Below are 18,513 nucleotides of genomic sequence, written 5' to 3' on the forward strand. Positions count from 1 at the left end.
TAAAAATCTTATTTAGGGAATTAAGGGGAAAAATAATGATCATCTATTTAGTTAAATCCACTTTACTGCTTGGGCTACTCTTTGGGCTTTACAAGCTGTTGCTCGAAAATGAGAAGATGCATCGCTTCAACCGGTTCTTTTTACTGTTTGCCCTGGTTTTTGGGTTAACGGCCCCACTCATCTCATTTGAATTTCAACCTGAGCAATCCATCGCCGGTATCCAGATGCAACAAGTGGAACGGGTGGTGAATGCACCGGCCAAGGCTGTAGATCGATCGATTCAACCCCTGATCACCCCAGAGCAAGGCCTTTCGCCCGGTTCTGAGAGCACTCCAGATACCGTTAATAAATCAAACTGGTCGATTGGTACCCTGAATGTAATACTTGCCCTATATGGAGCCATCACTCTTTTTCTTTTGATCCGTTTTGTGGCCGGACTGATTCAAATTCGCAATAAGGTCAAAGCCGGAACCCGAAAAGAGTTAGAACATGCCACCCTGGTTTTGTTGGAAGAACCGATCACCCCTCAATCATTTCTGGATTACATATTCCTCGAAAAGCAACCGTTTGAGTCAGGTAACATTGAACCTGAGATCCTGGATCATGAATTCACCCATGTCCGCCAGCTTCATTCATTTGATGTGCTATTGATCGAATTCTTGAAAGTCATATTCTGGTTCAACCCGCTGATGTATCTGTACAAACATGCGATCCAGCTGAACCACGAATTTCTGGCGGATGAAGCGGTGGTCCGCAGCGGGTCATCCATAAGCGATTACCAGGAATTGCTCATCCGGGTCAGTTCCGGAAATAATTCCTTGAAGACCACCAGCAGTATCAATTTCTCCCTTACCAAAAAACGACTTCGAATGATGGGCACAAAGATCTCCAAGATAAAAGTTGGAGCTGTTTGGCTTTTTGTCCTTCCACTGTCTGTTGCCTTGATCATTGTTTTTTCAGCTCAAACAGACAAGTATCCTCAAACCATGAGTATGCAGGAGATATGGGATTCTATGCCTCCCACTACCTATTACGATGTTGAGTTGGAATCCGATGGGCCCACCGGTTTATATCACCCACTTGATGAGCGCACCGGTGTATTGATCGGTCCAAACGGAGAGCCCTATACCGGAGAAAGAAATACATACAGAGTCGAGACAGATTCTTTGATCCAAAAAGAAACAATAGTTAATGGAAAAATAACTCAGACTGAGTTTCATATGTATGACAGCACAGGATCTTATCAATACAGATCCGTAGTTATTCCCTCCCTGGATGAAGATGGAAATACCGTATCTACCTATTACGATGACAGGCTTACTGATAGCCTTGTTCTTAATATGGAAAAAATTGATACAGATTCATTAATTACCACAAAAGCATGGCATCCTAACGGACAGCTGGCCTGGGAGTTTCAAATGAAGATGCCGGGCGGGGGGAGGCATGGCATGACCACAGTTTATGATGAGAATGGTGATATTGTTGAGCAGGAACGCTATGAGAATGGAGAACTCATTGAAAAGATCAAATAACACCCTATGAAACAATTTACCAGCCATATTGATTTTTCACTGACCAAAAAGAGATTCAAATTGATGCTGAAAGAGTTTTCATTATTCAGATCAGGATCAAAAGCCCTGCTTCTTTTACCTGTCCTTTTGATCTCTACGCTCATGTTCTGTACACAACAACCGGATTATCCTTTAGATATTACCGGGAACAGTGACAAGCTTTATTCTACTGTTAAGCTATTCGTTAACCCTCCTAAATCAAAAGAACTGAAGATCGAGAAACGGGGTATGGGAATCAGGTATAATTCTGAAGGAAATCCATTCACAGGAACACAGGAACTCAGGTATGTAAAGAATGACAGGTTATTTAGTGAAACTGTTTATGAAAATGGGATCATGAAGAGCTCTCTTGGATATGATGAGAATGGCAAGGCATTGGATCGATTTGAATATGGATACATTGGAGACCAATTCAAGATGGTCAAGCACATAAAGCCGAATGGAAGGGTTGTCGAAGAATGGCAGGATGTTACTTCAGGTAATTTGGGATATCACAAAACGTGGTACGAAAATGGGCAGTTAAAGTATGAAACCTATTTCGAGAGTAATATTCAATATGAGGGTCTGATGACTCTGTATGATGAAAATGGCAAGATCATACAGCAGGAACGCTATGAGAATGGGGAATTGGTTGAGACGGTCATGTAATTGTGTGGACAGTTTTTAAAATTCAGTAGCAAGCTACAAACCTAGAATTCATTAAATTCTCAATTAAAACTGTTGACGCTGTAACCTTTTATTTCAGTTGTAACGGTATTGTAGGTAAAAATTTTATTAGCAACCATTTTAAAACCACTTATCTGGCCTAAATCTAATTTTGCAGAATATTGATACCTTCCTGTTTTCAGATCATATATATCAAATATATGAGGGCCAAATTTCTCATTCCCTTGTTGACTCCAAATAACAATATCGTTTCCAACAATAGAAAAATCTAAGTTTGTATCGGTTCCCTCAAATCCTATGGGGAAAAACCCAGGAACTCCATGGTATATATCACGGTCAAAAATTAGTTTGGGATTTGTAGCATTATCAATAGTGTGAATTGCATTTTTTATTTCTCCATTTTTCTCATAAAAAATGATCTGAGATAGATATCTTGGAACAAATATTGTTAGATCGTCTGCAATTTTAACGTTTCCAATAAAGGGTTTCCCAAACACTTCTATCTGCTCATCTAAACTATCACCAGGGTTTTTCACTAATTTGGAATAAACGCCTTTTAAATCTCCCTCAATTTCATAACGCTCAAAAATATGATCTAAATCCACACCCGTTACGCTGACAACTACATTTGAATCAGACACAGAAACATGACCGGGAGTATTGTGTTTATACAATTTTTGCCATCTAAAATCACCCTCCTCATTAAGGCTTACAAGTGATCTCGCCCCGATATCTACAACATAGATATTACCGAGTAAATCCATAGAAAAGTCGAATGGCTGGACAAACTCCCCGGGACCATTCCCAAGTCCACCCCCAACGTTTCTCCTGAAATTACCTCTAAGATCAAACTGCTTTACATAACCATCTGTAGCATCCAGAATATATAGCGAACTATCATCGGCATTGATTGTTAACGGCTGAAATATTGAAGAATCAGACAGACCATTAACCGTGAAAATTTCTTTTAAATGAACCTCTTTCCATGTTCTTTCTAATGCTTCCTGTTTCTCTATCTCATACTTAAATGGGAAAACATGATCTTCATTTTTCCATTTAACTACTATCCCTTCCTCTCTTGGATTACAGGAAGTAATCCAGAAAATCGATATAAGAATATAAATAAAGGATTTAAAAACCCGTTTCACCGATCATATTTTTTCTATTGGGCGCTCACCAATCACATCAACCATCACGCACCAATACCAAGTTACTGTTCCATCTTCATTCGGCCACCATGCCAAATTACAGATACTGTTTCCAAGTGTTCCACAACCCACATTCAAACAAGCTTGCACTCGATTACTGCTTTCAGTTGTGGAAGGAGACATTAATACAAAAATAAATGCCAGTAATGTTGATATAAATATTCTTCTCATTACTTCCCCCTTATTGTGTTATCTATACCAAAATAGATAAAGTTTTTTTATTCATTTCTTCAACCAGTTTAACTACCCTTTTTTACTACCCGAAATTTCCATCCGATTTTCCGCCATATTGCTTGTGGTTGAGACGATCAAGTAATTGTGCTGGCTGTTTCAAAATTCAGTGGTAAGAAACCGTAACGCTTTAATCCCGATTTCTTGGGAGGACGCTTCAAGGTTACTACTTTCAGTTTTTGATATGCACATGCAAAAGTATTCGCATAAAAAAGCCCCTTCCGCTAAGAAGAGGCTTTACTTCGATATTCGTTATTCAATATTGGTTATTGAATATTCAGTTCAGATCTTTGGTCATGAAATACCATTTGGGATCACCATATTCGAAGTCCTGTTTCTCATACAGGCGACGGGCAGGATTGTCTTCCCTCACTTCCAATGTGACTTTAGAGCAGCCCATTTCACGAGCTTCTTCTTCAATGGTTTCCAGCATCATGGTTCCGATACCCATACCGCGTGCATCGGGGTGAACCGCTACATCGTGTATCTTGAACACCTTACTGGCAGTGAAGGTGGAAAAACCTACAAAGCAAGTTACAATACCCAATGCCTTTTCGCCGGCGTAGGCGATATAGGTCATGGTAGTTGGGACTTTCTTCATCTCCGCAATCATATCCACGCGGACTTCCTCGTCCAGTGGTTGATCCTGTCCCATCGGGTCTCTCGCAAAAAGGTCTACGATCCTGACAATATCTGAGGCATGTTTAGTATTATTTAGATCAGCTTTTATAATTTTGACATCGGTTGCGACGTCTGCTTCTGCAATCACTCTTTCTTGATTTATATTAGTCTTGATGTAATTATGTACTAAAGTTAAGAAAGTTAGGCGAGGGCTTAAAATTTATAAGCCTATTCTAACTTTTCTTAGCATTATCTTAACATCAGCTAATTTATTTTGTTCCGAGATTTAATTCCTAAACAAAAAAAAGTGCCGATATTAAATAACATCGGCACCGATAATTTGAATGATAATGATGCTTACTCAGCCGGAACAACCTCAGCATTACTTTGCTGGTCTTCGGCCACGGCCTGAACCTCATCTAAAACACGCAGCAGGTTGCCACTCCAAAGCATTTCGATCTCTTCTTCAGTATAACCGCGTTTAACCAGTTCATGCGTTACATTGAAAGTCTCAGAGGCATCCATCCAGTTGTAAACACCGCCACCGCCGTCAAAATCAGAGCTGATTCCCACATGCTCAATGCCGATCAACTCTACCATATAATCGATATGATCCGCAAAATCGGCTACACTGACCGGGGGCGTATTCACATTAACTTCTGATTCAATTCTTGGCTCTGCGTTATCCTGAGCAGTGCGATACAATTCCATGTATTCGTCTCGTTCTTCATCGCTCATTTCACGGATATCACCCCAGCCAACCATTTCAAAACCAAGTTTTTCAGCTTCCTCTTCCAAAATTGTGCGCGAAGCTTCTTGCCAGGCCGCGTGTTTGTCGCCATCCACATAGCCACGGAAAGCTACGGTTTGAACCACACCACCATTTTCCTTGAGCATCAGCAATTCTTCATCGCTGAGATTTCGGCTATGGTCATAAACGGCCCGTGCAGAAGAATGGGAAGCAATGACCGGCGCAACCGATAATTCCATCGTTTCCAGGTTTGCTTTCTTGGATGGATGGGAAAGATCGATCATGATACCAAGCCGATTCATCTCTTTAATAGCTTCCTTACCTAATTCACTTACACCATCGTGCAGCCATTCGCCATCACCTTCGCCGGTGTTGGAATCCACAAACTGACTATGTCCGTTGTGGGACAGTGACATATACCGTGCTCCGCGGTTGTAGAATTCTTCAATGCGGGAAAGGTCCTCGCCAACCGGATAGGCATTTTCTACCCCGATCATGGCTACTTTCTTACCTGCGGCCACAATACGTTTAACATCTTCTGAAGTGGTAGCCAGCTCGATCTGATCCGGAGCGATCTCCTCGGTCAATCGTTGAATGGCATCAAATTTACTGATCGCATTTTCATAGGCAGCCGCATATCCTTCTTCAGTCAGTTCATCCTGACCGGTGTAAACGATCAGCCAGGCCACATCCAGTCCGCCTTCTTCCATTTTGACCAGATCTACCTGTGTATCCAGTCGCTGTGTATAATTCGTTTCTTCTGTGAAGTTATTGACGTTGATATCGACGTGGGTATCCAGCGTGATAACGCGTTCATGGATATCCATGGCTTTATCAAAGATCTCTTTCTCATTATCAGTAGATGAGCAACCGGCCGCAAACAAACCGCCGGCGAGCATTAGAGTGAACAGTTTTTTCATAAGATTCTATTTCGGGGTTAGGGATTACAGGCTTCGAATCTATGTTAAAAAAATGAAAGTTGTGGACTATACCGGAACGCAAACACCTTACAGCCCATTATTTTAATACATATTAACAAAACACAGGTTCGTTATGACGCTCATGAATGTTTTAGCTTACATCACAATAGGATTGATCATTGGATGGCTGAGCCGCATTATTTCCAAAGACCGGGGTATTACCATGTTTCCCAGCCTGACTTTTGGAGTGGCCGGTGCATTGGCCGGCACGGCGATCGTTTATTTGTTTGATCTTGCCGGCGCAGCCATTTATGCGGCAGTGGGAGCTTTTGCCTTGTTGTTCATTGTAAATACCTTCCGGCAAGACGATCCCATTTTTACAGACACGGAAGCGATCTGAGTCCTTTTTTCACTTTTAGACAGGAACAAATGCAGGTTTTTGGGATATGTATGTTAGGCATCCCAAACCTAATATTTGTTTCTCCATGACCCTTAAACACCGAAGAATTCATCTCTTTCTTCAGATCTTTTTTCTGTTGACAGGCTTGTATGAAGGCTACCATATTTTAGATCTGTTTGTGCAACCCGACCTGACTCAAACGCTCTTTATCCCTCAGGACGGTCAGCTTCCCATCATAACGCTGGTTGTTCATATTTTAGCCATGGTACTCAGCCTGTTTTCAGGGGTCTCACTTTGGTCTAGGGCCATTTGGGCTTACGGATTTTCACTATTTACCTCCGGGCTACTTTTCGGTATGAACCTGTTCAACTTATCCGCTGCCATTCAGGAAAATTCGTTTCATATCATCCCTATCGTGTTGATCCTGCTTATCCTGATGCAAAGTTTTCCTTTTCTTCTTCGGCGATCCTATCGGGGAGCGTAACCCGACTCCACTTTTTCCGTTAAAGGATGCATGGAGAAAGTCACCCAAAAAGACATTGACTGGTTACTCAACTTAGATACCTCAACCGTACCTGAAAAGGTTCCAACAAGGCCTTTATGGATTCGGATCCTAATATTGACGGGGATTTCTCTCCTTCTGTTGCTTTTACCTTTCTTTTTATTGATCCGTTCGTCCGTTTACCTGCATGTATCCCATCAGTTCTCTGCGTGGCCGTCCCTCATTTCAGGTATGAGCCTGACCATTCTTTTGCTGCTACTCTATCTGCTTTTCATCTTCAGAAAGTTCCGGGATAAACGGCTGCTGCTCAAGTATGGGGTGATCGGAATATCAACCCTGGTCTTGTCTTTCTGTGTGTATGGTTCTGTGTATCTTTCCTCGGTTCATTCCAAGACCGAAACCGTAAGAAGTTATTACCGTTCGCTAAATCCCATTTTGAGGGTTACCTCCGCAACCATTTCACTGGCGGATAAAGATTTCCTGATCACGGATATCAAACGAAGCCCTGAGGATTACCTTTCCATGGGACTCACCCCGCTTGAACGATCCATGCATTATCCCCAAAAAAATGGATATGTGCATGCTATTGACATACGAACGATCGGAAAAAGTGAGGTCAGGAACCGGGTTCTTCAAGCGTCATTTTTCCTGCTTGGTTTCGAAACGCTGAGGCATACCGGCACGGCCGATCACTTGCACATTTCACTGCCGTTATCTGATTAAGTACTAAGGCTTTTAGCTTGTTTATATGTAATATAATTGCGACCATCAAGCACGCCTAATAACAAGAAAGGAGAATTTGGAATATGTCTACCTATAAATTTTATGAACAGGTAAATCTAAACTTTGATAAAGCAGCCCAATACACCCGGTTTGATAAAGGGATACTTGCCCAGATCAAAATGTGTAACACAGTGTACCATGTAACTTTTCCGGTCCGCCGGGATAATGGAGACATTGAGGTTGTTGAAGGATGGCGGGTTGAACACAGTCATCACAAAACACCGACCAAGGGAGGGATCCGCTATAGCCACAAAGTAGATGAAGATGAGACCATGGCCCTTGCCGCCCTGATGTCTTACAAATGCGGCATTGTGGATGTACCATTTGGTGGAGCCAAAGGTGGTGTCAAGATCAGCACCCGCGATTATTCGGAATCAGAACTTGAACGCATTACCCGCCGTTACACATACGAGCTGATCAAAAAAGGATTTATTGGACCGGGTATTGATGTACCCGCACCCGATTATGGAACTGGAGCCCGTGAAATGGGATGGATCCTCGATACCTATCGTCAGATGAAAGATGACCTGAACGCAGAAGCTTGCGTGACCGGTAAACCCATTCAGCAGGGTGGTGTTCGCGGCCGTACGGAAGCCACCGGTCGTGGTGTTTATTTCGGGATCCGGGAAGCCTGCAACAACAAAGAAGACATGAAAAGTGTAGGCCTCGACACCGGTGTGGAAGGCAAGACCTTTGTAGTGCAGGGTCTCGGTAACGTAGGTTATCACGCTGCAAAATATATGACCGAAGCCGGTGCCAAGCTGGTTGGTGTAGCTGAGATCGAAGGATCTATCTATGATGAAAATGGAATGGATCTTGAAAAATTGATGGAATACCGAAAAGATAAGGGAACCATCATTGGCTTTGACGGAACCAAAGAACTTGATAATCGTGATGATGCTTTCTACCTGGAATGCGATATCCTGATCCCGGCGGCTCTTGAAAGTCAGCTTACCGGCGACAATGCAGACAAGATCAAAGCCAAGATCATTGCAGAGGCGGCTAACGGTCCTACCACAGCTGATGGTCATGACATCATGAAGAAACGTGGTGCGCTGATCATTCCTGATACCTATCTGAATGCCGGCGGTGTCGTTGTTTCTTATTTTGAATGGCTAAAAAATATTCAGCACGTACGTTATGGCCGAATGAGCAAACGCTTCGATGAGTCAAGTTACAAGAAGATACTTGGTGTGATCGAGAACATCTCTGACCGTAAATTCACGGAAGCTGAACTGGAGTCACTGGCTCACGGTGCCGATGAGTACGACCTGGTCGATTCCGGTCTGGAAGAAACCATGATCACCTCTTATCAGCAGATCGCTGAAGTTCGTAACGAACATAAACTGGATGATCTCAGAACAGCTGCCTACATCAGTGCTATCAATAAGATCGGCACCATGTATGAGCAGATGGGTATTTTCCCGTGATCTGACATTATTTTTATTTCTGTAAAACCCACAGGGGCGTATCGACATACGCCCCTGTTTTGTTTATAATAGACACATGGAAGAATTCAACACTATCACCATTGAAGGCAGCGGCTATGTGGTTAGCCTCGTCTTACCGAACAACTCCTTGCTATTTTTTTTACTCATTAAAAGTAAAATCTACTCTGACACTGTCGTAGGGTGGACTTTCTCGCCAGTTGGCTTCAAACATTTTGGCAACGACCATACTATCTATTTCATCATCTTCAATATATAATAGCGAAGCCTGATGCCAGATATCTTCTGCATCATCCAAAAAAGAGAAAGCATCTGCAAGTTCAGTTCCAGGTTCAGAATCTTCTAAATCAAGAACAAGATCTAAATCTAAAATTTCTAATCTCCAAAATGCACATATTCATGTAATAGAGTTGTACCTACTAAAAAGATAAATGCATCTCCCATTATTGTCCCGCTTTTGAATTCTCCATTGTATTTACCAAATCTATGTCTAGATATAGTGTATTTGGTGTTGACAACAAAAACATTCCTAGTACATTATTATTGCAATCTCCACAAGCATTATCTAATTGTATTATTTCGATAGTTGGGCCTTGTCCCCATTTTAAATGTTCGATTATTTCTACTTTATCTCTCTGTGATGTACCATTTCACTATTCTTGTCTAATAAATAAAAACTCCTTTAATAATACTTGTAAACTATCTTCTTTTGTCTTCGAATAGGTAGCCCTATAAAAAACATTTTTCTGAAAAAGTCTTAATTCTATATAAATGATCTTATCAGTGTATTCATAATTTATGAATTCAAGTGCTAACTTATCCTCAGGCTCATTATTAACCACTCTAATTGTATTATTTGACAACTTAATAACCGAACCTGATTCAAAGTCAGTTTTATCATTTTTTATTAAGACGTATTCTTTACCTTTTTCAATATATCCAAGAGTCTTGTCGCTTAGTATAGTTTCCAATACTAATTTTTGATCCTTTGCAACATTATTCTGAGCGCAGCTTATCCAAGTACTTAAGTTTAATAGTAAAAATAGTGTTAATAGTATTTTACTCATTGTTTTTCTTGTATTTCATCATAAAATCTTCAACGTTATGCCTCCAGATAGACATACCATATACATCTTCTTCAAATAGCAAGCCAGATTCCGGGCTATTCCAGGAACCATCCGACCACTCACTAAAGTGTACATATTCATGCAAAAGGGTAACACCAACTAAAAAAGAGAAAGCATCTGCAAGCTCAGTTCCAGGCTCAGACTCTTCTAAATCAAGAACAAGATCTAAATCTAAATAGAGAATATCTGCTGCAGTAGTTCTGAAAAGACCATAAGTATCATTATTACATGTATCACAAGCATTAGCTAATTGTACAATTTCTATTGTTGGGCCATTGCCCCACTTCAAGTGTTCTTTTATCTGCTCTGAACTTAAATCACCGTACTTTTCAAGGGCTGATATAATATAATCGTTATATGCTAGATTAGGTATCTGGTTCCTTAAATACTCTGTTAGCTTTGGATATAAGTCTTCATAATTAGAATCAGGTGGGTACTTGAACTCTGGAGCCATACTTAAAAAATTATCAGGGGCCGTTCTGTCTGAATATTCTCGGTATGTAGTTCCGCTTCCGCCACCTCCAGTTCCTCCGGTATCTCCACTTCCACCTTCTTCAAAACATACTTCTGTGAATGTTGAACCTTCATATGTCGAACCTAAATACCCGTATCCATATTGATACCAATCTGTCCAATGCTGTGTTTCTTCAACATAACAGTCTACAGATAACTTACGCTTACCATTAACTGAATGAGCCTCTTTTTCTGTTAAAGGATTTAACTTCCCCACGTATTTACCACTTTCAAATCTTGAAGCTATAACTGTACTGTCACTTTCATCAATCAAATACATTTGACCAGAAAAATCTGCAAAATTTCCCCATGAAAGCCCTGGGGTTTTTACTTTTCCTTTTTCCAAGAACTTCAACACGAAAAATGAATAGGACTTACCATTTTCTACAGCTAAAACTTTAAGCGTTAATGGCGAACCCTTGAATTCACTATTCACCCTATTTTCACTAACAGAAAACTCATGATAGGTGCCACCCAGCTCTTTAGAGAATGAAGAGTTAAACACTTTCCAATTAACAGTATAATCTTTTTGAAGTATTTCAGAAATACCTGAAGACTCATATTCTCTTTGTAGCATCTTTACAAAAGATTCTGAGTCTGTCTTTTCTGATTTTGTACCCACCATTTCACTACAACCAAAAACAAGCGTTAACGAAATAATAAGTAATACAGTTATTCTTAAAATATTACTCATGACTCATGTTACTTTTTTTAGTTTAGTATTACGTAGTTAATTTCTTTGCAATCTACAGCTATGAGTTCCCAACATGTCAATTGTTACAAAAAACTTAATATAAATTCTATATCATCTTAAAATGGATGAACTAAATACCATATCGATTGACGGGAGCGGCTATGTCCTGGCTGCATTTATCGGGTATCTGATCATTCTTTTTGGGATCGGCATTTATTCCGCACGCTTTTCATCAGAAGGGATCTCTGAATTCTTCATTGGCGGTCGTAAGATGAATCGCCTGGTAGTAGCTCTTTCAGCCGTTGTTTCCGGACGAAGTGCCTGGTTATTGCTTGGGGTCACCGGCATGGCCTATGCTCAGGGTGCCTCGGCCTTATGGGCGGCTGTCGGGTACATTGTCGTGGAATGGTTACTGTTCATGTATTACGCCAAACGGCTTCGTAAATTTTCTGAGCGGTATGATTGTATCACCGTCCCCGATTTCTTTGCCGAACGCTTTGATGACAAGAACGGAAGCCTTAGAATAATTCTCGTCATCATTTTCCTGATCTTCATGGTGGGTTACGTATCCTCTCAGTTTGTGGCCGGCGGTAAAGCCTTTGCCTCCAGTTTTGGGATCACCCAAACAACCGGAGTGGTTCTCTCTGCCGTTATTATTCTTCTTTATACTGTATTAGGCGGTTTCATGGCGGTGAGCCTGACCGATACCATACAGGCTTTTTTCATGATCATTGCCCTGGTGTTTTTACCCATCATTGCCATCTGGAATCTGGGTGGATGGAGCGTGATGGCTGAACAGCTCACCCTTCACGAGATCGGATTCATGGATCCCTTTGCCCTGGGTTTTGGAGCCTTCATCGGTTTTGTCGGCATCGGACTCGGTTCACCCGGTAATCCTCACATTCTTTCCCGGTACATGTCGATCGATGATGCCAAGCAGCTTAAATACGCGGCCTATGTCGGCACCTTCTGGAATGTAATGATGGCTGTCGGGGCCGTAATGATCGGTTTGGTTGGCCGTGCCTATTTCCCGGAAGTCTCCATGCTGCCGGGTAGTGATACCGAGAACTTATACCCACTGCTGGCACAGACACAGCTGCATCCCATTTTATTTGGTGTAGTGATCGCTTCCATTTTTGCCGCTATTATGTCCACCGCCGATTCCCAATTATTGGTAGCCGCTTCAAGTGTGGTCCGTGATATTTATGACAAGCTCATCAAAAAGGATGAAGATCTTTCACAGAAGAAACTCGTTCTATATAGTCGGATCGTGGTGGTTATTTTAGTGATCCTCTCGCTGATCTTTGGGTTGGTGGCCGAGAATATCGTCTTCTGGTTGGTGCTGTTTGCCTGGGCCGGATTAGGAGCTTCCATCGGGCCTACTTCCATCATGGCCCTTTACTGGAAGAAAACAACCAAGGCCGGCATCATTGCCGGACTTCTGACAGGTACAACCGTGACCATCATCTGGTATTTTGTGCCCGTTCTAAAAGATAATATGTACGAACTCATCCCGGGTTTCTTCCTCGGCCTGTTTGCCACATGGATGGTCAGTAAGCTCACCCAACCCCCCGAGAAGATCGAAGAGCATTTTGAGGAAATGGTCCGGGAATGATCGATCGGGTTTTTCGGTCTTTAGGCTCGTTTCCAACCTCCCGGTTGGGAACGAAAGTCCGGACCCTACCTCAACGGCAGGCAGGCTCCCGGTCCGCGGGGATAGATAATGCCCCCGATGGTTCCACGACCGAGTGCATTGCCCAACCTCCGAATGGCCATCTGGGCCATACAATCAACCCGCGGAGGTTCTTTGGTTCTCATTTCTACCCCGGGATAAAATCCCAGGGCTAATGATTTCATCCCGTTGGGATGAGGGCACAAAATAATACGGCTCCTAGACTACCGTCTTTGATCATTCAAAAACATCGGTCGTTCGGTCCATCGTTAATCGGTGAATCGGTCGTTCAAATCACCAACCCTAAACCGTGATCACCCGCAAGATCCGTGTTATCCGCGTTCCATTCCTATTGCAGGATATGATTCAGCTATTTGGTACTCATCTTTCCACCAACAATGGGTAACGTCAGGCTTGTCCCATCCAGATCGACGGTGAGTTCGGTGCCGGGCTGTGGGTGAAGGGTATATTCCTGATCACTGCTGAAGATCATGAGGCCGAGTTGTTGTCCGGTAGGGATGATCTGATCGTCCGGTTGAAGATCAAAGGTCAGAGTATAGAATGTACCCGGCTCAAGCGGCTCACTTTCAGTCAGTGAGTCATGATTTTGCGGATCTGCCCAGCCTCGGGTGATGATATTATCGGTGATCTTTGCGCCACGACCTTCTTCCCACGGTAAAGCCACCAGCCAAACAGAGAGGTTGGCCGCAGGCTTACTGCTTGCCACCTTCACGGTGATGGAAGGTACTCCCGAGATATGCAGGGAATCGGTCAGGGGTTGACTCACGTACATCAACCGGTGGTTGGTCCATTTGGCCTTAGCAAGGGCGGTTCCGTCGAAAGACACATTATCCATAAAGGTTTCGGTGCCGGCGTCGTTCGTTTTTTGTGTACTTAGAGTGCCTCGCTCCGGAGCATTACCGGAGAGATAGAAGGTCACATCCTGCGCCCCCGGGTGCGGATATTCCGGATAAGAAGTAGGCTGATCGCGTTCATCATCTTCGCGGGTGATCCATGACCTTGGGAGGTCTTCAACGCCATTCTCCACATCATACAGATATCGTGTGAACCACATATTCATCAGCCAGATCGGAGGCTGCCCCCCGTGTCCGCCCTGATGATAATACACCATCGTTTCCACACCCTTTTCTTTGAGCGCGTTATAGATCCGATAGCTGTGTTCCGGCATCACATTCCAGTCATTAAAAGCATGAGCCATCAGAACCGGAGCTTTCAATGGCCCCAGATCATTCAGGTAATCCCGTCCGGCCCAGAAATCGTTATAGTCACCGGTCTTCCGGTCGATGCCTTTAGCAATAATGCCATCCCGTACCACCCGGTTGTTTCGCTCGCGGTATTCCTCAGGCCCGCTATGAATAAAATCATACAGTACGTCCACATCTTCCCCAAGATATCCACCCGGTGACCGAACCAAACCATTGGAGCGGTAGTAATGATAGTAAGATGTATTTGGAGCAACCGGAATGATGGCTTCCAGTCCATCCACACCGGTAGTGGCAGCAGCCAGAGGAAGGGTTCCGTTATAGGAGGTTCCCGTCATCCCAACCTGACCGGTGCTCCAGAAAGCTTCCACTTCTTCATTCCCATCCGGCGTGGTGTACCCTTTGGCACGACCATTCAACCATTCGATAACGGCTTTGGAAGCCAGGGATTCGTTGTCACCGCCAACCGTTGGGGAACCCTGAGAAAGTCCGGTTCCCGGTGAACTCGAATGCACCACAATAAAGCCCCGCGGAACCCATGTTCGAATGTGAGAATTAGAGATGACCGGTCGCTCTCCCCGTCGTTGTACGTCAGGACCTTCCTTTCTAGCCGGAGGCTCTTCTCCGACCTCATGCTCCACATTCCAGAAAAAATCAAAAGGCGGTTGTGCGGTGCCTGCGTAATATGGACTTGTTTCATAGATCACCGGCAGTTTCAGATCGCCGGATTCCGTTTGTTGGGGTCGGGTCACCGCCACATGCATACGGTCAGGTTCACCGTTTCCGTCAGAGTCGAATTCAGTTTCCACCCAAAGGTCGTGGCGGATCCAGTTTTCGGGATCCTCAAACTCAGGAATGACCTGCGCCTGCCCATCCTCGATAACCGGGACCTGAATGTTCTGAGCACTGAGCCCGGATACGACCATAAAAGTGAATACAGAAAGCCAAAGGGTAAAAGTTCTAAATGATCTCATCATGTACATGTTCGGTTTGAATTATTTCCATCAGGAAAGTAATGGATAATAGAATAATTGTTTGGGAAATATTAGAGTATTGAACACACAATGATGGAGGTGAGCACTTCCACAAAATTATTTTACTCATAAGGTAAACATCAAGGTAGAGAAACCTAACGGTGGTTTTTCAAGTATCTTCTCTTATTCCGGAAATTATCTGGAAATCAAGTAAGAAAATTCTCCCCTTGAGGGGAGACCAACTCAAAAAGCTGTTCCTTTTTGAGTTGTGTGGGGTGTTTGTTTGTCAAGGCAATTTACGACTTCCCTTTCCATAAAAATTTTGTAAGGAATTACGTTTTCACGGCTCTAACTATGAAAAGAAGTTACTATGAGTCGAAATAAGATCATTCCTTACGATCGAAAAATGAGAGCATTAGCCAGGAAGCTTCGGAAAAATATGACTCTTTCTGAAGTTCTATTATTGCAGCAGATCAAGGGACGTAAATTAGGAGTTCAGTTTCACTGGCAGGTACCAATGGAAACCTTTGTTGTAGACTTTTACTGCCATGAGATCATGCTTGCGATTGAGATCGATGGAAGCAGTCATGATAATCCTGAAAGTGCGGCTGCAGATAAACAAAGACAAGGAATAATTGAATCACACGGAGTTCATTTTATTCGGATCACGGACAAAGATGTTAAACGAAATCTTGATGGTGTTTTGCGACTATTGAGAAATGAAGTTCAGACATTACTGGAGAAAACCCGATAGCCCTGACTCACACCCTCCGCCAATTTTGGCAAGCCAATATATTGGCACCTCCCTCAAGGGAGGATTTTTATTAATATCCATCACGCATAGATAAAGGTTAACATTCAATATTCCATTCATGGATGTTGACGATCTCAAATTAACGCAGCGATCTTCTTCACCTTTGCTTTGTCTGCAAAGCCCACCTGTGGATCACACTGAATGAATCGTTCTCCAAATTGACTGAGACCCTCATCAATATCATCCAGGATGACATACCTTGGAATTTCCTCAGAATATAAATGTTCGGCGATCCACTGCCGTATCTCGTCACCACGGTTCACCTTTCCGGATGACTCATAGATCAGAGAAGGAGTAACGTCAACCACAAAGTCACCGGGAACACCATTTTCTTCAAAAAGGGCTTTTAACTGCCTGAGTGAATGATCATAGCGCCATGTGGAAGTAACCACGATCTGTCCGTTATAATATTCCACCACCAGCTTAAGGTGAGCCATGGCGATTGGGCACCAGTCACGACTAGTGGTTCGTCCCGTTTGTTTCTTCTGTCTTCTCAGGTGGTCTTCGGTATTCAACACCCCATCAATATCCACAAACACCGTCAATTTGCGATTTGAATTGTTTTCACTATTTCTATCGTGCAGTTCCATATTTTATTCTAAGTACATTCGGGGAGAGGTGCAAGGTGGGGCGTAAGATCGGGCATCCGCGAAATCCCAGAATCCCCTAAATCCGCTATTCTCAAACGATACACTCATTAGTGAAACTCTTCGGAATGGAACGCGGATAACACGGATCTTGCGGATGATCACGGGTTAGGATTGATAAATTGAAAGACCGATTCATCGATCAGTGATGGACCGAACGACCGATTGGTGATGGACCAAAAACGGAGGCCAAAGGACCGTATTTTTTATGAACTCATCCCAGCAGGATGAAAACAAAAGCCCCGGGATTTATCCCGGGGTAGAAATGAGAACCAAAGAACCTCCGCCCGGTTGATTGTATGGCCCAGATGGTCATCCGGAGGTTGGGCAATACCTTCGGTCGTGAAATCCATCGGAATTGAACGCTGAAATCACGGGGCTGCCGGATGATCACGGAATATTGGGAAACAAGCCTTCATAGTCCAAGGTGAATGGTAGTGCTTTAATGGACTATAAGATACCCGCCTTCGCGGAGATGACCAGAGAAAGTGGCAAAGTTGCGAGACCTTTTAGGACCCGTTCAAACACTCCTAACATGTCTCATATCTTGTTGAGCCACAGTATTTTATTGTAAATGGCACTTAAAAAGGTTTAATTCATGGCGGTATAAATGAAAAATCAGTGAATACTGGGACTGCGGGGTCCTGCTAATCAAATCTAAAGACCTATGAAGAAGACTGTTCGATCGTCTAACCATGTGTTACGAGTATGTATTAATTTTACATTTCTGATGCTTTTCACTTTATCAGCTTTTCAGCTTCAGGCTCAGAAAAACCCATATCCTTTCAGTTTAGATCTTAGTTTTGGGGGAGGGTTGATCGGTAATCCGGATATTAATACAAGCTTCCAGCCGGAAGTGGGATTTAGTTATATGCCCGGTAAATTTGGAGTAGGATTAAATGCCGGTTTACTGTCTTATGATCCTGCATTTGATACCCAGCAGTATACAGCCGGCTTTGAGGAGTACACCTCGGTATCCGGTTCTGATGAGAAATGGAGCTCCTTCTTTATGAGTCTGGGTCCCCGTTTTGAGTTTGGCAGTAGCCTGCCGGTTACCTTCCGGAGCAGTCTGGATCTTTCACTTACTTATAATTCACCACCCTCGATGTCAGTTGATTTCAATGATCCGGATGGTTCAGCAGGTGATCTGCAGCTTCAGCTATCAGGTTATGATGCCGGTGAGGATTATACCAAATGGTCAGCCGCTATTCGACCGGAATTTCAGATGCAATTCAGTCCCGGTGGCAGTGACCGTTTTGCCATAACCGTTGCTACAGGCATTCAGCATCGCTTATCCCAAAATGAATTCACTTATTCGCAACGAGATCTGTCGGAAGTTCAGGTTGTACCGAATTCTCAGGAGATGTTCATGCAGTTTGAGATAGCACCCCAGGTTCAACAAACGGCTCAACCCCCGCAAACGAATTTCTTTACCACAGTGGGGCTTAAGATAAAGTTTGGTGGCCCTAAGGGCATGTCTGCACCAGTGCAGGACTACAATTCCGCTCGGTCTAATAAACCGAGCTCCATTGCTGATGGTGTGGGTGACGGTGATTTAGACAGTGATGATGACGGTATAGATGATACAATCGAAACAGCACAAGATCGCAGATCCACTAAAGCTCTAAAGAAAGGCGACCGATTAAGCACAGAAATATCTGATGGTGATGCGGATAGTGATGGTGATGGCATAGATGATGCAATTGAAACAGCTCAGGACTACAATTCAAGTCGTTCCAACAAACCCA

At 43.3% G+C, this 18,513-nt stretch carries 18 protein-coding genes and 1 pseudogene; 9 read left to right on the forward strand and 10 right to left on the reverse strand.

All coding sequences use genetic code 11. The features are described 5' to 3' along the window. Positions 1-35 precede the first annotated feature (35 nt). Both C3B73_RS13240 and C3B73_RS13245 read left to right on the forward strand, forming a co-directional pair. Positions 36-1,532 (forward strand): M56 family metallopeptidase, encoded by a 1,497-nt coding sequence (locus C3B73_RS13240; protein ID WP_103666081.1) that lies wholly within the window; start codon positions 36-38, stop codon positions 1,530-1,532. Between the two features lie 6 nt (positions 1,533-1,538). Further along, complete coding sequence (locus tag C3B73_RS13245; RefSeq protein ID WP_103666082.1) at positions 1,539-2,219, forward strand: toxin-antitoxin system YwqK family antitoxin; 681 nt, start codon at positions 1,539-1,541, stop codon at positions 2,217-2,219. Positions 2,220-2,278: 59 nt separating this feature from the next. Here the strand turns inward: C3B73_RS13245 and C3B73_RS13250 are convergent, their stop codons facing one another. The 4 genes from C3B73_RS13250 to C3B73_RS13260 all read right to left on the reverse strand — a co-directional run bounded on the left by C3B73_RS13250 (position 2,279) and on the right by C3B73_RS13260 (position 5,968). Next, the gene (locus C3B73_RS13250) at positions 2,279-3,385 is read right to left on the reverse strand and encodes a 6-bladed beta-propeller (protein ID WP_103666083.1); all 1,107 of its coding nucleotides are present in this window, start codon (positions 3,383-3,385) and stop codon (positions 2,279-2,281) included. Between the two features lie 3 nt (positions 3,386-3,388). Then, a complete protein-coding gene (locus tag C3B73_RS13955) occupies positions 3,389-3,616 on the reverse strand; it encodes a hypothetical protein (RefSeq protein WP_157939517.1) in 228 nt (75 codons plus the stop codon). 337 nt (positions 3,617-3,953) lie between these two features. Continuing rightward, positions 3,954-4,445 carry a GNAT family N-acetyltransferase gene (locus C3B73_RS13255; RefSeq protein WP_103666084.1) on the reverse strand — a complete coding sequence of 164 codons (492 nt, stop codon included), beginning with the start codon at positions 4,443-4,445 and terminating at the stop codon, positions 3,954-3,956. 209 nt (positions 4,446-4,654) lie between these two features. After that, positions 4,655-5,968 carry a dipeptidase gene (locus C3B73_RS13260; protein WP_103666085.1) on the reverse strand — a complete coding sequence of 438 codons (1,314 nt, stop codon included), beginning with the start codon at positions 5,966-5,968 and terminating at the stop codon, positions 4,655-4,657. Between the two features lie 133 nt (positions 5,969-6,101). Here C3B73_RS13260 and C3B73_RS13265 point away from each other — a divergent pair, with 133 nt between their 5' ends. From C3B73_RS13265 to C3B73_RS13280, 4 genes are all read left to right on the forward strand, one after another. Then, positions 6,102-6,368, forward strand: coding sequence for a GlsB/YeaQ/YmgE family stress response membrane protein (locus C3B73_RS13265; RefSeq protein ID WP_103666086.1), 267 nt, complete (start codon positions 6,102-6,104; stop codon positions 6,366-6,368). 85 nt (positions 6,369-6,453) lie between these two features. Further along, positions 6,454-6,852: a hypothetical protein gene (locus C3B73_RS13270; protein ID WP_103666087.1), complete on the forward strand. Its 399-nt coding sequence runs from the start codon at positions 6,454-6,456 to the stop codon at positions 6,850-6,852. A gap of 30 nt (positions 6,853-6,882) precedes the next feature. Next, positions 6,883-7,593, forward strand: a complete 711-nt coding sequence (locus tag C3B73_RS13275) for a hypothetical protein (RefSeq protein ID WP_103666088.1) — start codon at positions 6,883-6,885, stop codon at positions 7,591-7,593. Between the two features lie 83 nt (positions 7,594-7,676). Further along, entirely contained in the window at positions 7,677-9,083 is a 1,407-nt protein-coding gene (locus C3B73_RS13280; RefSeq protein ID WP_103666089.1) for a Glu/Leu/Phe/Val family dehydrogenase, read from the forward strand. A gap of 160 nt (positions 9,084-9,243) precedes the next feature. On the opposite strand, the gene C3B73_RS14110 is transcribed toward C3B73_RS13280, so the two are convergent. From C3B73_RS14110 to C3B73_RS13290, 3 genes are all read right to left on the reverse strand, one after another. Continuing rightward, positions 9,244-9,399, reverse strand: coding sequence for a hypothetical protein (locus C3B73_RS14110; RefSeq protein WP_232803225.1), 156 nt, complete (start codon positions 9,397-9,399; stop codon positions 9,244-9,246). Positions 9,400-9,754: 355 nt separating this feature from the next. Then, on the reverse strand, positions 9,755-10,168 hold the full coding sequence (locus tag C3B73_RS13285) for a hypothetical protein (RefSeq protein ID WP_103666090.1): 414 nt from the start codon (positions 10,166-10,168) through the stop codon (positions 9,755-9,757). Continuing rightward, a complete protein-coding gene (locus C3B73_RS13290; RefSeq protein WP_103666091.1) occupies positions 10,161-11,435 on the reverse strand; it encodes a hypothetical protein in 1,275 nt (424 codons plus the stop codon). The genes C3B73_RS13285 and C3B73_RS13290 overlap by 8 nt, the downstream gene beginning before the upstream one ends. Positions 11,436-11,556: 121 nt before the next feature. Here C3B73_RS13290 and C3B73_RS13295 point away from each other — a divergent pair, with 121 nt between their 5' ends. Continuing rightward, complete coding sequence (locus tag C3B73_RS13295; protein ID WP_103666092.1) at positions 11,557-13,050, forward strand: sodium/proline symporter; 1,494 nt, start codon at positions 11,557-11,559, stop codon at positions 13,048-13,050. 65 nt (positions 13,051-13,115) lie between these two features. On the opposite strand, the gene C3B73_RS13960 is transcribed toward C3B73_RS13295, so the two are convergent. Both C3B73_RS13960 and C3B73_RS13300 read right to left on the reverse strand, forming a co-directional pair. Next, positions 13,116-13,292 carry a hypothetical protein gene (locus tag C3B73_RS13960; protein WP_157939518.1) on the reverse strand — a complete coding sequence of 59 codons (177 nt, stop codon included), beginning with the start codon at positions 13,290-13,292 and terminating at the stop codon, positions 13,116-13,118. Positions 13,293-13,477: 185 nt separating this feature from the next. After that, on the reverse strand, positions 13,478-15,304 hold the full coding sequence (locus C3B73_RS13300; RefSeq protein WP_103666207.1) for a Xaa-Pro dipeptidyl-peptidase: 1,827 nt from the start codon (positions 15,302-15,304) through the stop codon (positions 13,478-13,480). A gap of 370 nt (positions 15,305-15,674) precedes the next feature. Here C3B73_RS13300 and C3B73_RS13305 point away from each other — a divergent pair, with 370 nt between their 5' ends. Beyond that, positions 15,675-16,058, forward strand: a complete 384-nt coding sequence (locus C3B73_RS13305) for an endonuclease domain-containing protein (protein WP_103666093.1) — start codon at positions 15,675-15,677, stop codon at positions 16,056-16,058. 134 nt (positions 16,059-16,192) lie between these two features. Here the strand turns inward: C3B73_RS13305 and C3B73_RS13310 are convergent, their stop codons facing one another. After that, entirely contained in the window at positions 16,193-16,708 is a 516-nt protein-coding gene (locus C3B73_RS13310) for an HAD domain-containing protein (RefSeq protein ID WP_103666094.1), read from the reverse strand. Between the two features lie 724 nt (positions 16,709-17,432). On the opposite strand from C3B73_RS13310, the pseudogene C3B73_RS13320 reads away from it, so the two are divergent. Beyond that, a pseudogene (locus C3B73_RS13320) lies at positions 17,433-18,513 on the forward strand (hypothetical protein); the annotation flags it as partial.

The organism is Gracilimonas amylolytica, from assembly GCF_002911695.1.
GTDB lineage: Bacteria > Bacteroidota > Rhodothermia > Balneolales > Balneolaceae > Gracilimonas > Gracilimonas amylolytica.

Coding starts and splice junctions, on each gene's coding strand:
- C3B73_RS13240 (WP_103666081.1), top strand. CDS start 36: ATGATCATCTATTTAGTTAAATCCACTTTACTGCTTGGGCTACTCTTT.
- C3B73_RS13245 (WP_103666082.1), top strand. CDS start 1,539: ATGAAACAATTTACCAGCCATATTGATTTTTCACTGACCAAAAAGAGA.
- C3B73_RS13955 (WP_157939517.1), bottom strand. CDS start 3,616: ATGAGAAGAATATTTATATCAACATTACTGGCATTTATTTTTGTATTA.
- C3B73_RS13260 (WP_103666085.1), bottom strand. CDS start 5,968: ATGAAAAAACTGTTCACTCTAATGCTCGCCGGCGGTTTGTTTGCGGCC.
- C3B73_RS13265 (WP_103666086.1), top strand. CDS start 6,102: ATGACGCTCATGAATGTTTTAGCTTACATCACAATAGGATTGATCATT.
- C3B73_RS13270 (WP_103666087.1), top strand. CDS start 6,454: ATGACCCTTAAACACCGAAGAATTCATCTCTTTCTTCAGATCTTTTTT.
- C3B73_RS13275 (WP_103666088.1), top strand. CDS start 6,883: ATGGAGAAAGTCACCCAAAAAGACATTGACTGGTTACTCAACTTAGAT.
- C3B73_RS13280 (WP_103666089.1), top strand. CDS start 7,677: ATGTCTACCTATAAATTTTATGAACAGGTAAATCTAAACTTTGATAAA.
- C3B73_RS13285 (WP_103666090.1), bottom strand. CDS start 10,168: ATGAGTAAAATACTATTAACACTATTTTTACTATTAAACTTAAGTACT.
- C3B73_RS13290 (WP_103666091.1), bottom strand. CDS start 11,435: ATGAGTAATATTTTAAGAATAACTGTATTACTTATTATTTCGTTAACG.
- C3B73_RS13295 (WP_103666092.1), top strand. CDS start 11,557: ATGGATGAACTAAATACCATATCGATTGACGGGAGCGGCTATGTCCTG.
- C3B73_RS13960 (WP_157939518.1), bottom strand. CDS start 13,292: ATGAAATCATTAGCCCTGGGATTTTATCCCGGGGTAGAAATGAGAACC.
- C3B73_RS13300 (WP_103666207.1), bottom strand. CDS start 15,304: ATGAGATCATTTAGAACTTTTACCCTTTGGCTTTCTGTATTCACTTTT.
- C3B73_RS13305 (WP_103666093.1), top strand. CDS start 15,675: ATGAGTCGAAATAAGATCATTCCTTACGATCGAAAAATGAGAGCATTA.
- C3B73_RS13310 (WP_103666094.1), bottom strand. CDS start 16,708: ATGGAACTGCACGATAGAAATAGTGAAAACAATTCAAATCGCAAATTG.